Annotated in this window: 13 protein-coding genes; 6 read left to right on the top strand and 7 right to left on the bottom strand. The window is 73.8% G+C overall.

Annotated features, from left to right (window positions below; genetic code table 11):
* Window positions 1–11: 11 nt before the first annotated feature.
* Entirely contained in the window at window positions 12–1,016 is a 1,005-nt protein-coding gene (gene ligD, locus ABGA99_RS26385; protein WP_347581542.1) for a non-homologous end-joining DNA ligase, read from the top strand.
* Window positions 1,017–1,363: 347 nt separating this feature from the next.
* Here the strand turns inward: ligD (ABGA99_RS26385) and ABGA99_RS26380 are convergent, their stop codons facing one another.
* Window positions 1,364–1,567, bottom strand: a complete 204-nt coding sequence (locus ABGA99_RS26380) for a hypothetical protein (protein WP_347583564.1) — start codon at window positions 1,565–1,567, stop codon at window positions 1,364–1,366.
* A gap of 63 nt (window positions 1,568–1,630) precedes the next feature.
* Window positions 1,631–2,554 carry a non-homologous end-joining DNA ligase gene (gene ligD / locus ABGA99_RS26375; RefSeq protein ID WP_347581540.1) on the bottom strand — a complete coding sequence of 308 codons (924 nt, stop codon included), beginning with the start codon at window positions 2,552–2,554 and terminating at the stop codon, window positions 1,631–1,633.
* Between the two features lie 31 nt (window positions 2,555–2,585).
* On the opposite strand from ligD (ABGA99_RS26375), the gene ABGA99_RS26370 reads away from it, so the two are divergent.
* Entirely contained in the window at window positions 2,586–3,563 is a 978-nt protein-coding gene (locus tag ABGA99_RS26370) for a Ku protein (RefSeq protein ID WP_347581539.1), read from the top strand.
* Between the two features lie 177 nt (window positions 3,564–3,740).
* Here the strand turns inward: ABGA99_RS26370 and ABGA99_RS26365 are convergent, their stop codons facing one another.
* From ABGA99_RS26365 to ABGA99_RS26355, 3 genes are all read right to left on the bottom strand, one after another.
* Complete coding sequence (locus ABGA99_RS26365) at window positions 3,741–4,472, bottom strand: DUF2382 domain-containing protein (protein WP_347581538.1); 732 nt, start codon at window positions 4,470–4,472, stop codon at window positions 3,741–3,743.
* A 138-nt stretch (window positions 4,473–4,610) separates the two neighbouring features.
* A complete protein-coding gene (locus ABGA99_RS26360) occupies window positions 4,611–4,817 on the bottom strand; it encodes a hypothetical protein (RefSeq protein ID WP_347583563.1) in 207 nt (68 codons plus the stop codon).
* A 2,397-nt stretch (window positions 4,818–7,214) separates the two neighbouring features.
* Window positions 7,215–8,411: a hypothetical protein gene (locus ABGA99_RS26355; protein ID WP_347579440.1), complete on the bottom strand. Its 1,197-nt coding sequence runs from the start codon at window positions 8,409–8,411 to the stop codon at window positions 7,215–7,217.
* Between the two features lie 145 nt (window positions 8,412–8,556).
* On the opposite strand from ABGA99_RS26355, the gene ABGA99_RS26350 reads away from it, so the two are divergent.
* A complete protein-coding gene (locus ABGA99_RS26350; RefSeq protein WP_347583562.1) occupies window positions 8,557–9,030 on the top strand; it encodes a DUF3574 domain-containing protein in 474 nt (157 codons plus the stop codon).
* Window positions 9,031–9,094: 64 nt separating this feature from the next.
* On the opposite strand, the gene ABGA99_RS26345 is transcribed toward ABGA99_RS26350, so the two are convergent.
* Window positions 9,095–10,126 (bottom strand): LacI family DNA-binding transcriptional regulator, encoded by a 1,032-nt coding sequence (locus tag ABGA99_RS26345; RefSeq protein WP_347579442.1) that lies wholly within the window; start codon window positions 10,124–10,126, stop codon window positions 9,095–9,097.
* 144 nt (window positions 10,127–10,270) lie between these two features.
* On the opposite strand from ABGA99_RS26345, the gene ABGA99_RS26340 reads away from it, so the two are divergent.
* Both ABGA99_RS26340 and ABGA99_RS26335 read left to right on the top strand, forming a co-directional pair.
* Complete coding sequence (locus tag ABGA99_RS26340) at window positions 10,271–11,224, top strand: glycoside hydrolase family 16 protein (protein WP_347579443.1); 954 nt, start codon at window positions 10,271–10,273, stop codon at window positions 11,222–11,224.
* Entirely contained in the window at window positions 11,221–12,378 is a 1,158-nt protein-coding gene (locus ABGA99_RS26335; protein WP_347583561.1) for a beta-1,3-glucanase family protein, read from the top strand. The genes ABGA99_RS26340 and ABGA99_RS26335 overlap by 4 nt, the downstream gene beginning before the upstream one ends.
* Window positions 12,379–12,530: 152 nt before the next feature.
* On the opposite strand, the gene leuE is transcribed toward ABGA99_RS26335, so the two are convergent.
* The gene (gene leuE, locus ABGA99_RS26330) at window positions 12,531–13,202 is read right to left on the bottom strand and encodes a leucine efflux protein LeuE (RefSeq protein ID WP_347579445.1); all 672 of its coding nucleotides are present in this window, start codon (window positions 13,200–13,202) and stop codon (window positions 12,531–12,533) included.
* A gap of 138 nt (window positions 13,203–13,340) precedes the next feature.
* Here leuE and ABGA99_RS26325 point away from each other — a divergent pair, with 138 nt between their 5' ends.
* A complete protein-coding gene (locus tag ABGA99_RS26325) occupies window positions 13,341–13,883 on the top strand; it encodes an MOSC domain-containing protein (RefSeq protein ID WP_347583560.1) in 543 nt (180 codons plus the stop codon).
* The last annotated feature ends 2 nt before the right edge of the window (window positions 13,884–13,885 follow it).

Raw genomic sequence — 13,885 nt, 5'->3', positions numbered from 1 at the left:
ACTCTGCCCGCATGACCGACCTCGGCGGGCTGCCGCACGTCCCGCCCATGCTGGCGGTCTCCGGCAGCCTGCCGACGGCCGCCGCGGACCCCTCGTGGGCGTACGAGCTGAAGTGGGACGGCATCCGCGCCGTCGCATACGCCCCGGGCGACGGCTCGCTGACGCTGCTCACGCGCAACGACAACGACGTCACCGCCCGCTACCCCGAGCTGGCCCCGCTCGGCGAGGCCCTCGCCGCCGCCGGGCACGCCTGCGTGCTCGACGGCGAGATCGTCGCGCTGGCCCCCGACGGCCGGCCCTCCTTCGGTGCGCTGCAGCGCCGCATGAACCTCACCCGCGGCGCGATCATCGCCCGCCTCGCCACCGAGGTGCCGGTCGACTACATGGTGTTCGACGTGGCGTACCTCGACGGCGCGTCCACCCTGCGCCTCCCGTACCGCGAACGCCGCGCGCTGCTCACGGACCTGCACCTGGAAGGACCGCGCTGGCGCACTCCCCCGCACTGGGAGGGCCACGGCACCGAGGCGTGGGAGATGACCAGGCGGTACGGGCTGGAGGGGCTGCTCGCGAAGAGGCTGTCGTCGCCGTATCTGCCGGGGCGGCGCAGCGACCTCTGGCTGAAGATCAAGAACGTCCGCACCCAGGAGGTCGTGGTCGGCGGCTGGACGGAGGGCGCGGGCAGCAGGTCGGACGCGATCGGCGGGCTGCTGATGGGCGTGTGGACGAAGGACGGCGAGCTGGCCTACGCGGGCACGGTGGGCAGCGGCTTCTCCCGGCACGCGCTGGAGGTGCTGCGGGAGCGGCTGGCGGGGCTGGCCCGCGACACGAGCCCGTTCGCGGGGCCGGTCGCGGACCGGCACGTGCGGGCGGCGAGGACGGTGCACTGGGTGGAGCCGGAGCTGGTGGGGGAGGTCGCGTACGGGGAGTGGACGGCGACGGGCGTGCTGCGGCACCCGGTGTGGCGGGGGCTGCGCCCGGACAAGGGCCCGGAGGAGGCGCGGGGACCGGGGGCGTAGCGGGGACCGTACGCGAAGGGCGAGGGCCGGGGCGTGGCGGGAGCCCGTACTGCGAAGGGCGAGGGCCAAGGCGGCGGGAGCCCGTGCTGCGAAGGGCGAGGGCCAGGGCGGCGGGAGCCCATGCGCGAAGGGCGAGCGCCCAGGCGTGGCGGGGGCCCGTACGCGAAGGACGGCAGCCGTACGCGTACGGGCCGGGCCCGGGGCCGGTCCCCGCGGCCCCGGGGGCTCCCCGCTCTCGCCGCGTGCCCAGCGCCCCGAGCACGCCGGGCACGCGGCCGGGGCGCGTCCGCGCCGCCGGTGGGACGGCCGTGCGGAGCGCGCCCGCGACCGGCGGCAGGGATCGTTCGCTATCCGCGGTTCCGGCGCGCGCCGCGCCGTTCGACCTGCGGAGTCATCCTGCTTCTCTGGGACTTGGCATCGTTGTGCGCCGCCGTCGAGGACTGCCGCTGAGCTTCCCTGTCGCGCTCGTTCCGGGCGTTCATCGCCTCCTGGAACGCGGCGTTCCCACCCTGCCGATGCCGGCTGGAGTCGTGCTTGTGGTGCTTGGCCATGACCGACGCCTCCTCGTGACCCTGTCGAACGTGTCGGTCGCTCTCCACTGTCCCACGAATGGACTAATCAGTCATATCCGGCAGGTCAAAGTGCTCGCCGAGCAGTGGCTCCAGCAGGTCACCATGCGTGTCGATGCGCTCCAGCACGTCACCGGGGAGGAAGACCAGCTCGTCGGGGTCCGCGCACGCCTCCACCTCGTCCCAGGTCAGCGGGGTGGACACGGTCGGCCGGTCCTTGGCACGCAGGACGTACGGGGCCACGGTCGTCTTCGCCCGCGAGTTCTGGCTCCAGTCGACGAAGACCTTCCGCGGGCGCAGCTTCCGGGCCATCCGGTGCAGGATCAGCTCCGGATGCTCCCGCTCCAGCCGCCGCGCCAGGGACTTCGCGTACGCGCTGACGGCCTCGGCGGAGGCGGGTGCGAGGGGCACGTACAGGTGCAGGCCCTTGGAGCCGGAGGTCTTCGGCCAGGCGTCGAGCCCGTCGGCGCGCAGCGCCTCGCGCACGAGCAGCGCGGCGCGGCAGCACTCGACGACGGTGGCGGGCGGGCCGGGGTCGAGGTCGAAGACGATCCGGTCGGCGAGCCGTTCGTCCGCCCTGACCGGCGCCCCGGGCTGCGCGCCGGGGTCCAGCGCCCTCCACTGCGGTACGTGCAACTCCAGCGCGGCCAGGTTCGCCGCCCAGAGCAGCGTCGGCAGGTCCTGGACGAGCACGTGGCGCACGGTGCTCCGGGTCAGCTCGACATCGACGGTGCTCACCCATTCAGGCGTGCCCGCGGGGGCGTTCTTGGCGAAGAACCGCTGCCCGTCGACGCCGTCCGGGAAGCGCAGGAAGGAGGCGGCCCGGTCGCGCACGTGCGGCAGGAGGACGTCGGCGACTTGGGCGTAGTGGTGCAACGCCTCGCCCTTGGTGAAGCCGTACTCGGGCCACAGCACCTTGTCGAGGTTGCTGAGCTTCAGGCGGCGTCCTTCGACCTCGGTGACCGGCATATGCTGAACCTCCGGGAGAGAGGACATATGGATGAAATCTATATGGAAGGGTGCGATCTCCTTCGGGTTGGTCAGCATTCCCGTCCAGCTCTACTCCGCCACCGAGGAGCACGGCGTGTCCTTCCGGCAGGTGCACGCCGCGGACGGCGGCCGGATCCGCTACCGCCGGTTCTGCGAGCTGGAGGACCGCGAGGTGCAGTACGCGGAGATCACCAGAGCGTACGAGACGGAGGACGGCGAACTCGTCGTGCTCACCCCCGAGGACCTGGCCGAGCTGCCGCTGCCCAGCAAGAAGATCATCGACGTGGTCGGCTTCGAGGAAGTCGGCTACTTCGACCCCATCCAGTTCTCCCGCGCGTACTACGTCAAGGCCGCCGACGCCGCGGCCGCCAAGCCGTACGTCCTGCTCCGCGAGGCGCTGAAGCGCTCGGGGCGGGTGGCGGTGGTCAAGGTGGCACTCCGCAACCGCGAGGCGCCCGCTCTCGTACGGGTGCTGGAGGAGGAGGACGTCCTCGTCCTGCACACGATGCTCTGGCCCGACGAGGTGCGCTCGGCGCAGACGGTGGCGCCCGACGAGAAGGTGACCGTGCGCCGGCAGGAGCTGGACATGGTCGACTCGCTGATGGACGCGCTGGGCGGATACGACCCGGAGGAGTTCACGGACGAGTACCGCGAGGCGGTCGAGGCGCTGGTGGCGAGCAAGGAGGGGATCGCGCCGCTGCCGAAGGAGGCGGCGGGCGGTGAGGAGCGGGGGCAGGTGATCGACCTGATGTCGGCGCTGGAGGCGAGCGTCCAGGCGGCGAAGGACAAGCGCGGGGGGACGGCGGCGCCACGGAAGAAGGCGGCGGCGAAGAAGACGGCCGCGAAGAAGACGGCGGGGACGAAGGCGACGGGGACGAAGAAGGCGGCGGGGAAGAAGGCCGCGACGGCGGGCAAGACGACGGCGAAGAAGACGGCGGCGAAGAAGACGAGCAAGAAGGCGGCGAAGAAGCCGGGCAAGGCGGCCTGAGGGAGCGGCGGGGGCGACGGGGGCGGTGAGGCTGCTGGGCGGTGAGGCCCGCCTGGACAGTGAGGCCGCTGGGCGGTGAGGGCCCTTCGACGGTGAGGCCGCCGGTGCGGTGGGAACCGACGGGCGGGGGCCCGCACGTCGGCGGGCCCCCGCGCTGGAGGCAGAGCGGGAAGGCGGTCAGAACCAGCGACCGCGCCCCTTGCCCTCCCCGATGTCCTCGGCGGCGCCGGGGGTGTCGGCGCTCTCCGGCGCGGCGGCGTGGCCGGCAGAGCCGCTGCTCTGCTGTTGCTGCTGTCCACGGCGGGAGCCTTCACGCAGGTCGTAGCCTTCCTGGACCTCGCGGACGCTCATCGCCGAACCCGAGTCGGCCGGCACGTTCTCGACGATCTCCTCGGTCTTGAGGACCGTCTCGAACGTCTGGGTGTCCTCGATCCGCCGGGTGCCGATGTCGGCGACGGCGTAGGGCTCGGAGACCTTGTGGACGACGACCTCGGCGTCCTCGCCGTAGAGCGGGACCTTCACGCTGCGCTCCACGAACTCGTGGTGGTCGCCGGCGATCAGATTGCCTTCCTTGCCGTCGATGTCGCTGCGTCGTACGACGCACTCGTCGTGGCCGCGGGTGACCTCGAACCGCTGCGGGGTCTCCCGCACCCGGATCGTGACCTCGGCCTCGCCCATCGGCTGCCGCCGGTCGACGGGCTCGACCTGCAGCCGCTCGCGGTACGCGACGACGCGCTGGTCCTCGGCAGCGCCCCCGCGCTGCGCGTTCTCGGGCTGCTGACCGCGCCGGCTCTGCTCGCCCTGGCCGCCGCCGCCCGCCGCGGCGGCGGCGTCGGTCTCGCGCCCTACCCCCGCGGCTTTCGCGGCCTTGCCACTGCCGCCACTGGCTGTGTTCCTGTCGGTCTGCACAGTTCCTCCCGCTGGATGGTGCGTGCAGGGATAGAAGCGGTCCGCCGACTTTTCTCGACGAAACCGGCATATCACCCATGTAACGCCTCCGCCGTTCAGGTGTCGACCGGAGGGAGTAATCAGCAGCTCGCACGCGGCTCACCGCCGCGCCCCACCGCCCTGCTCACCCCCGGACGACCGACCCGCCCGCTTCCGCAACCGGGCCCGCCCGATCTCACGAAGCTGCGGATCGGCGTCGATGGCCTGATCCCGCTCGTCGTCATACGGATCCCGCGACGACTGCTCGTCGCCCCGGCCACCGTTCTCCCGGCCGGAGCCGCTGGTCGGACGCTTGTCGTGGTGCACGGGTGCCTCCCACCGGAGGTAGGGGATGATCACGACCTTCCCCGGAGGTACGAACCGGGAAAAGCCCGGCGATTCCATGAAAACGCAGGCGACGGGGCGTGTCGAACGCAGGAGGCGGGGCCCGGCGGGGGGCGTGGCGGGCGGGCGGTACGGAGGGCCGGGGGCGCTGGGGGGGGCCGGGGGCGCTGGGGGTGCCGGGGCGCGCTGGGGGTGCCGGGGCGCGACGGTGGCCGGCAGGCGGGACAGGGGGCGGGGGAGGCACGAGGGCGGGCTGGGGGGTGGGCGGTGTCGGAGGGCACGGCGTCGGGGGTGCGGTGCCCCGGTGCCTCTCCTCTGGGCGGCGGGTGGTCCCGGGGCAAGGGGTCCGGCGGCGGGGCGGCTCCGAGGGCCGCCGGAATGCACGCCACCGGTACATGTTCAGGGAGACCGCCCGGCCAAATAGGGCCAAATCGCCCCCCTGGCCCGAGTTTCGCCCCGAAAGGCACACGTCCGCCCCTGAGGGGTCGAAATCCGCGAGGCAAACGACCTGAGCGCACGCAGCGGACACAACTCTTCGACATCACCCTTCCAAAACCTACTCAAATCACCCACGCGAACCGAGTTTTGCACAACGGGACGCGCTGACCCCCGCCCGGCCGCCCAGTGCGGGCCAGCGGTACGAAGTCGCGGTAACGGCTTGCCCGAACTGGGGCAAAGAACCCTAGCGGACCGCCTTTTGCCCATGGAGGGCACGCCTCCGCACCCACCCCCGGGGGCACCCACAACAAGCTTGGGCCCAACTCCGTCGCCCTCCCGCACCCGGGGCGGTCCGCGCGCCGGCTACCCCGCCCCGCAGGGCCCCGTGCCAGGGCGCCGGATGGGGGCGGTGCACCGGCTCGGTTGTCGTCCGGAACCCGGGCTGGTCCGCTTGTCGGGGCCTCGCTCCGGGGGTTCGCCCTGCCGTGCCGGGGTGTCCGATGCAGCAGGCGGCGGCCCGGCTCGTTTCTCGTCCGGAACGGGCGGCTTCCGCGCGCGGTTGGGCCCGGCTCCGGGGGGGGCGGCCCCCGTCCACCGGCCCGCCGACCCGTACGTGGCTTCAAGGAGTGCCAGGCCCTCCGGGCCACCCATAGCCGCCGGTCTGTCACGGGCCGGAGTCCGCAGTCAAGGGTGGGGCGAAGCCCCATCGCGTAGCGACGCCTCTCGGAGCGAAGCGGAGAGGGGCGCCCTTGACGGCGGGCGGAGGCCCGCACACTCAGGAGATGGGTGGCCCGGTGGGTCACCACACGACACCGGCAAACCCCGGCACCCCACCCCCGTGGGGGGCTCCGCCCACGCACCACGTCCGACCCGGTGCCCGGGTGCCGGGGGCGCCGGGGAACGGGGTGGACGCCCGGAACGGGGTGGGCCCCGGGCGGTGGGTACTTCCGTTCCGGGGGTGCGGCGTCGGGGTGTTCGGAGCTCGGTTGCGTGCTGCGTGGACGTGGGTGTGGAGCATGGGGCCCACCTCCCGCAGCCGCCGCCCCCGCAGCAGCGCCGGGCTCCGGCCTCGCGGCGACCGGGCCGGAACCGGCGGCGCCGGTGCCTTCCGGCCGGCCTGGAACGGGGTGGGCCCGGCGGCGGTTGCCGTGTCGCGTGCGGTCGGGCGGCTTGTCGTGCACAGGGTGGACGAATGTGGCCGTAACTCGGGGTTACACCCCCTGATTCAGGCCTGTACGGGGCCCGGGGGCCGACTTTCGCCCCCCGACGTGCGTGTGCCGGCCCGGGTGCGGGGTGGGGAGGGGTGCCCCGGCCCCGCCCCTTCCCGAAACTCAGGGGCTGCGCCCCCGAGACCCCCGCCGAGGGCTCCGCCCCCGGACCCCGCCGGGGGCTCCGCCCCCAAACCCCCAGGGGGCTCCGCCCTCGTACCCCCTGAGGGCTTCGCCCCGAGACCCCGTCCCGGGCTCCGCCCCGAAGGCCTCAGGGCGTGCCCCGAAGCCTGAGGGCGGAACCCCCCTAACCCCACCGCCGGGCGCTACGCCCCCGTCCCCACCGGCTTCGCCCCGACCGCACCTCAAAACCACCGAAGGCAGAACCCCCGCGACTACGCCCTCGCACCCACAGGCCCTCCGCCCCCGAGCCCCGCGAAGGGCCGCCCGCCCCCGGCTCCCCGCTCAGCGGCGGCGCCGTCCAGCTCACCGGCTCCAGGTCACCAGCTCCAACCCGTGGGAGCCGACGACCGCGATATCGCTGCAACACCGCCGCCGCGCACACAGGGCCCGGCGCTCCGCCCGCCCCTCGGGCGGCCTCCTCCCCGGACCCTCACCGGCGCCCCGCCCCGGACCCGCCGGCGCGCTCGGCCCTCGACCTCCTCGGTGCTCGGCCCGGACCCCGTCCGCGGCACCCCCCGCCCGCGCCCCGCCCCCGGCAGGCCTCCCGCCCTCACCCCCGCATGCGTCGTACCGCCCGGCGGGCCACCACCCGGACCAAGTCCTTCACCGGCACATTCCGCACCGGCCGGTCCTCCAGCGCCCCCGGCGCCGCCCGCGTCACCGGCACCTCCGGTGCCGGGGGCGGGGCGGGCGGGGTGGCCTTCGCCGCCAGGGCCGCCGACGCCAGTATTCCGCCCAGGACCGCCTCCGTCGCCGCCTTTGTGGGGATCTCCGTCGGCGTCACCGGCTCCGCCGGGGTGGCCGGCCGCCGCGACAAGGCGTCCAGGTCCCCCACCACCCTGACCCCCGACGCCGCGATGCTCGCCGTCACGCGCTCCGCCACCTCCGCCACCGCCGTCTCCGCCCACGGCGGAGTCGTGATGCGGGGTTCGTCCGGCGCCGGTTCGTACGACTGCAGGCGCGGGACCACCCCCTCGCGGATCACCTTGCTCTGCCGCCACGTGCTCCAGTTGCGGTCCCTCAGCTTGCGGTTGAGCTGCAGCAGCAGCTCCGCCTCGCTCTGCGTCAGCGACGAGTTGCCGCCGCTCTCCTGCGGCTTCAGCACCCCCTCCGGCAGGTCGAGCAACTGCTCGAAGACGCGGAACTGCCACAGCGGCCGCGCCTCGTCGACCACCACCGCCGTCACGTTCTCCGGACCCGCGGCCGCCGCCCAGCGCTCGATCAGCTCGTCGTGCCGCTGCAGGTGCCAGAAGTCCGGCGTCGGCTCCTCGTACGGGGGCTTGCGCAGCATGGCGTCGAGCCAGGTCTCGTACGACTCGCAGAGCCCGTGCTTGACGTACTGCTGCCAGTGCGACGGCATGATCTTCCGCAGCGGGCGCAGCGTCACCACCACGTGTACGCCGCCCTCGCCCGCCAGCTCCTTCACCGCCACCCGCGCCGCGTCCGCGGAGGCCGTCGCGAAGAACTCGCTGCTCGCGAAGAACCGCAGGTCACCCGCCTCCGCCGCTTCCCTGCAGAAAGCCTCCCAGGGCTCCCGCTCCGCCGCCGTCGGGTCCTTCCTGGCGATCGCGACCGCCGGGTCCTTCGCCTGGCGGCCCGGCCCGGCGTAGACGACGCCCTGTTCCCGGAGGGTGTCGCGGGCCTGGTGGAAGGCGGCCTGGAGGGCGGTGGTGCCCGTCTTGTGGGGGCCGATGTGCAGCAGTCTCGTGCCCGGTGGGGTGGGCGCGGTGAATCGCTCTCCCTGCATGGAAGGGCCTTTCGTGTTCCGGAGGAGGGCCTCGATTCTGCAACGGCGTGGCCACCGGTCGGTGAGGTGAAGCCGAACAACGGGCAAACAAACGGCCCCCGACGCGTCCGCGCAACTTTCCCTTCCGGTGATCGTTTCCCCGGTCGTGAACCTTACGAAGCCACGCCTTCGCCTCGCCGCCCTCGCCCTCACCGCGGCCCTCGCCGGTGCCGCCGCGGCCACCGCCCCCGCCGCCCTCGCGGAGGGCGACTCCGCCCCGCCGGTCACCCTGTCGCAGGCCGCGGACCTGGAGCCGTACGTGCAGAGCCACCTGATGTTCGGCACGGTACGGCCCGACGGCGGCCCGGACGTCACCGACCGGCAGTTCCGCGGGTTCGTGGACGAGGTCGTCACCCCGCGCTTCCCGGCGGGACTGACGGTGGACGAGGTACGGGGCCAGTACCGCGACCGGCACGGCACCATCGAGCGGGAGCGCTCGTACGAGGTCTACCTGCTCTACCCGCTCACCGAGGCCCAGGAGCAGGGCGTCCGGATCGAGGAGATCCGCGACGCCTACACGGCACGGTTCGCACAGGAGTCGGTGGCCCGGGTGGACGAGCCCGCCCGCGCCGGCTTCTGATCCCGGGCCCTCCGGTCCGGGTCCTCCGATACGGGCCTTGTCCCGAGGACCCGGATCCGGGTCCTCAGCCCGATTCCCTGACCACCAGCCGCGGCGTCGTCACCACCGGCTCCCGGTCCTCCTGCCCGCCCCCCAGGCTCCGCAGCAGCAGCCCGGCCATCACGCCGCCCATCCCCTCGACGTCCTGGTGCACCGTGGTCAGCGGCGGCTCCGTCCAGGTCGCCGGCTCCAGGTCGTCGTAGCCGACGACCGCGACGTCCGCGGGGACGCGGCGGCCGTGTGCGCGCAGGGTGCGCAGGGCGCCGGTGGCCATGAGGTCGGAGGCGGCGAACACCGCGTCGAGGTCCGGGGCCCGGGCCAGCAGCTCGGCCATCGCGCGCTCGCCGCCCGCCGGGGTGAAGTCGCCCTCCGCGACCAGCTCCTCGCGGGCGCCGGTGCCGCCGTTCCCCGCCAGCGCCGCCCGGTACCCCGCCAGCCGGTCCACCGCCGACGTCTGGTCCAGCGGCCCCGCGATGTGCCCGATCCGCCGCCGCCCCCGCCCCCGCAGGTGCCGGACCGCCAGCTCCGCGCCCGCCCGGTTGTCCGTGTCCACGTACAGCAGGCCCCGCTCCCCCGCCGCCCCCGGCCAGCCGGGCCGGCCGCCGTAGACGACGGGCAGCCCCGCCGCCTCGGCCATGCCCGGCAGCGGGTCGTCGCGGTGCAGCGAGAACATCAGCGCGCCGTCCACGTGTCCGCCGGCCAGGAACCGGCCGATCCGCGGGTAGTCCGCCCGGTCCGCGACGTAGAGCAGCACCAACTGCGTGTCCGCCGCTGCCAGTTCCGCGCTGATCCCCCGCAACTGCCGGGCGAAGAACGGGTCGGCGAAGACCCGGCTCTCGGGTTCGGCGATGACGACGGCGACCGCGCCGGTGCGCCGGGTGACGAGGGTGCGCGCGGCCTGATTCGGTACGTAGCCCAGCTCGGCCACGGCGCGGTGCACCCGCTCGCGCAGCGGCTCGCGTACCCCCGCGCCGCCGTTGACCACGCGCGACACCGTGGCCCGCGACACTCCGGCGCGCTCGGCCACGGCCTCCAGCGTGGGGCGGTTCCCGGACACCTCAACTCCTCTTCACTCGGTGGGCCTTGACAGTAGCCCGCCCACTCGGCAATGTGCCTCAACACAACCTGAGAGCGCTCTCAAACAGGCGCATCCCCAGGGGAGAACCTCCTCATCCCCCCACACCCCGAGGAGCAGCCAGACATGCACGCAACACGACTACGGTGGCGCAGGAGCCTGCTCGGCGCGGTCGCCGCGATGGCTGCGGTCAGCGCCCTGACCCTGCCCTCCGCGACGGCCGGCGAGGACGGCGGAAGCGACCCCGCGCCCCTCGCCGAGGTCTTCCGCGACGACTTCGACGGCGCCGCCGGCTCCCCGCCGGACGCCGCGAACTGGATCGTCGACACCGGCACGTCCTACCCCGGCGGCCCCGCCAACTGGGGCACCGGCGAGATCCAGACGTACACCGACAGCCCGGAGAACCTCCGGAAGGACGGCAACGGCAACCTCACCATCACCCCCCGCCGCGACGCCTCCGGCGGCTGGACGTCCGCGCGGATCGAGACCCGGCGCACCGACTTCCAGGCTCCGGCCGGCGGCGTGATGCGCATCGAGGCCCGGATCCAGATGCCGAACATCACCGGCGCCGAAGCCCTCGGCTACTGGCCCGCGTTCTGGACCCTCGGCGACGCCTACCGCGGCAACTACTGGAACTGGCCGGGCATCGGCGAGTTCGACATCATGGAGAACGTCAACGGCATCGACAGCGTCTGGGGCGTGCTGCACTGCGGCACCGCGCCCGGGGGCCCGTGCAACGAGAACAACGGCCTGGGCGCCTCCCGCGCCTGCCCGGGCGGCAGTTGCCAGTCCGGCTTCCACGAGTACGCCCTGGAGCTGGACCGCAGCGGCCCCGTCGAGGAGCTGCGCTGGTACGTGGACGGCCAGCAGTACCACTCCGTCAACGCCGGCCAGGTGGGCGCCGAGACCTGGGCGAACCTCGCCCACCACGGCCACTTCCTCCTCCTCAACGTCGCCATGGGCGGCGCCTTCCCCGACGGCGTCGCCGGCCACGCCACCCCCACCGACGCCACCCGGCCCGGCGTGCCGATGACCGTCGACTACGTATCGGTCGAGCAGTCCGGAGGTGCCGCCACGTGATCTCGCGACGCAGGCTGCTGGGTGGCCTGGCCGTCGCGTCCGCCGCCGCGGGGACACCTCTGGTGCTCTCCGCGGCGCGGGCGGGCGGCGCCGCCGCGGCCCTCGACGTGACCGTCGTCAACAAGACGGGCGCGTACGAGAACTCCTCCATCAGCGTCTACGTCGTCGGCAACGAGGGCGGCCGGCAGGTCCGCCTCACGCCCGACGGGTCGCTCGCGCCCATCGCGCTCGGCGACAACGGCCCCGACGGCTATACCGACTACGCCCTCCCCTTCGCCGGCAGCGGCGACACGAGCCTGACACTGCCGAACATGTCCGGCCGCCTGTACGTGGCCCTCGGCGGCAAGCTGAAGATGAAGGCGGTCACGGACGGCGCCGGCAACGCGGCGCTCGCCTACCCCGCCGGCTGGGTGGCCACCGACCCCAACTACCCCGTGGTGCACGACTGCATGGAGTTCACGCTCAACGACGCCGGCATGTTCTGCAACACCACCATGGTCGACATGTTCAGCGTGCCGATGTCCATCCACCTGACGGGCGCCGCCGACCAGACGACCGGGACGCTCAAGGACGGCGCCCGGCAGCAGGTGTTCGACACCCTGGCGGGCACCGAGGGCTACGGCCGGCTGGTGGACGCCGACGGGCTGCGGGTCATCGCCCCCGGGCACGGCCTGGACGCCGGACTGTTCGACGGCGCGTATCTCGACGGGTACGTGGACGAGGTCTGGTCGGCGTACGCGGGCAAGGACCTGAAGGTCACCACGAACGCCGGTACCTTCACCGGCCGCGTCGCCGGCGACCGGCTGTCCTTCACCGGCCCCGCCGACGTGGCCTTCGACCGGCCGCCCACCCGCGACGTGCTGTTCTGCGACGGCAAGCTGGCCGCCCCGAACGACGGCACCACGGGACCGGTCGCGGCCGTCCTCGGCGCCGCGCTCAACCGCACCACCCTGCGCGACCACGCCGACCAGCCGGTCACCGACGCGTCCGCCTTCTACGGCACCGACGTCTCGAACCACTACGCGCGGGTGATGCACGAGGTGTCGCAGGACGGGCGGGCGTACGGGTTCGCCTTCGACGACGTGTCCGGCTTCGCGTCGTACATCGAGGACCGGGCGCCGCAGCGGCTCACGCTGACGCTGACGCCCTTCTGACACCCACGGGAGCCGGCGGGGGGCAGCGGGAGCCCGCCGGCTTCCGCGGGGCCGCGGGAGCCGCGGCAGGCCGGGGCTGTCCGGTGGTCAGGGCCGGGCAGCCCGCGGCCGGCGGCGCGCGGGAGCCCCCGCGTCACGCGACCGGGCGGACGTCAGGCGCTGCTCATCGACAGCTTGGCGGCGAAGCCGAGGAACGCCGTCCCCGCGGCCGCCGACATCCCCGCCGTCAGCCGCCGCCTGCGGCGGAAGAGCGCGGCGAGGTGCGTACCGCTGAAGATCAGCGCCGTCAGGTACGTGATGCTGAACAACTGCGCCCACGCCGCCAGCACGAGGAACGTCAGCTCCGGGTGCGCATACGCCGGGTCGATGAACTGCACGAAGAAGGAGACGAAGAACAGGATCGCCTTCGGGTTCAGCAGGCTGACGACGAACGCCCGCCGGTACGGGCGCTCCATCTCCTCCCGCGCCGGCTCCGTCCGCGCCGCCTCGCCCTCCGCCCGCGCGACGGCCCGCGCCTCGCGCTCGCGCCACATCCGCCACGCCCCGCGCAGCATCCCGACCGCCAGCCACGTCAGATACCCGGCGCCCGCGAACTTGACGACGGCGAACGCCGTCGGGCTGGCCTGCAGCAGCGAGGCGACGCCGCCCGCGGAGAGCACCATGAGCACCATGTCGCCGCACATCACGCCGCCGGCCGCGCGGTAGCCGGCCCGGGCGCCGCGGCGGGCGGCGACGGAGACGACGTAGAGGGAGTTGGGGCCCGGGAGCAGGATGATCAGGGCGAGCCCGGCGAGGTACGTCGACAGATCGGTGACTCCAAGCATGGGCGTCAGGCTGCCACGCGCCCGCCGATCCGACGAATCGATTATCGGGCAATCCCGTATGCCGGACAGGGCGGTCCCGGGGCCCGGCGGTTAGGCTCGTAGCGGATCACCGGACACGGCGGAGGGGGCCCGTACGGCATGAACGGCACGGTCACAGCGGTCTGCAGCAGCGGCGAGTACACCTTCCACAAGCCGGCCCGCGAGGCGATCACCCTGCTCGCCGGCCTCGGCGTCGAGGGCGACGCGCACGCCGGCGTCACGGTCAAGCACCGCTCCCGGGTCGCCCGCGACCCGTCCCAGCCGAACCTGCGGCAGGTGCACCTGATGCACGAGGAGCTGTTCGCCGAGGTCGCCGAGGCGGGCTTTCCCGTACGCCCCGGGGAGCTCGGCGAGAACGTCACCACCCGCGGCGTCGACCTGCTCGGCCTGCCCACCGGCACGCTGCTGCACCTCGGCGCCGAGGCCGTCGTGGAGATCACCGGGCTGCGCAACCCCTGCCACCAGATAGACGACTTCCAGAACGGGCTGCTCAAGCAGGTCGTCGGCCGGGACGCGGCGGGGAACGTGGTGCGCAAGGCGGGCGTGATGAGCGTGGTGCTGACGGGCGGCGTGGTACGTCCCGGCGACCCGGTCGTCGTCGTGCTGCCGGACGCCCCGCACCGCCCGCTGGAGAAGGTCTGAGG

It is taken from the genome of Streptomyces sp. B5E4 (assembly GCF_039871555.1).
GTDB lineage: Bacteria > Actinomycetota > Actinomycetes > Streptomycetales > Streptomycetaceae > Streptomyces.
This window is presented reverse-complemented; position numbering and strand designations above follow the sequence as displayed.

Bases quoted from the DNA above. Each gene is read 5' to 3' on its own strand.
- ligD (WP_347581542.1), top strand. From the start codon at position 12: ATGACCGACCTCGGCGGGCTGCCGCACGTCCCGCCCATGCTGGCGGTC.
- ABGA99_RS26380 (WP_347583564.1), bottom strand. From the start codon at position 1,567: ATGGCCAAGCACCACAAGCACGACTCCAGCCGGCATCGGCAGGGTGGG.
- ligD (WP_347581540.1), bottom strand. From the start codon at position 2,554: ATGCCGGTCACCGAGGTCGAAGGACGCCGCCTGAAGCTCAGCAACCTC.
- ABGA99_RS26370 (WP_347581539.1), top strand. From the start codon at position 2,586: ATGAAATCTATATGGAAGGGTGCGATCTCCTTCGGGTTGGTCAGCATT.
- ABGA99_RS26355 (WP_347579440.1), bottom strand. From the start codon at position 8,411: ATGCAGGGAGAGCGATTCACCGCGCCCACCCCACCGGGCACGAGACTG.
- ABGA99_RS26340 (WP_347579443.1), top strand. From the start codon at position 10,271: ATGCACGCAACACGACTACGGTGGCGCAGGAGCCTGCTCGGCGCGGTC.
- leuE (WP_347579445.1), bottom strand. From the start codon at position 13,202: ATGCTTGGAGTCACCGATCTGTCGACGTACCTCGCCGGGCTCGCCCTG.
- ABGA99_RS26325 (WP_347583560.1), top strand. From the start codon at position 13,341: ATGAACGGCACGGTCACAGCGGTCTGCAGCAGCGGCGAGTACACCTTC.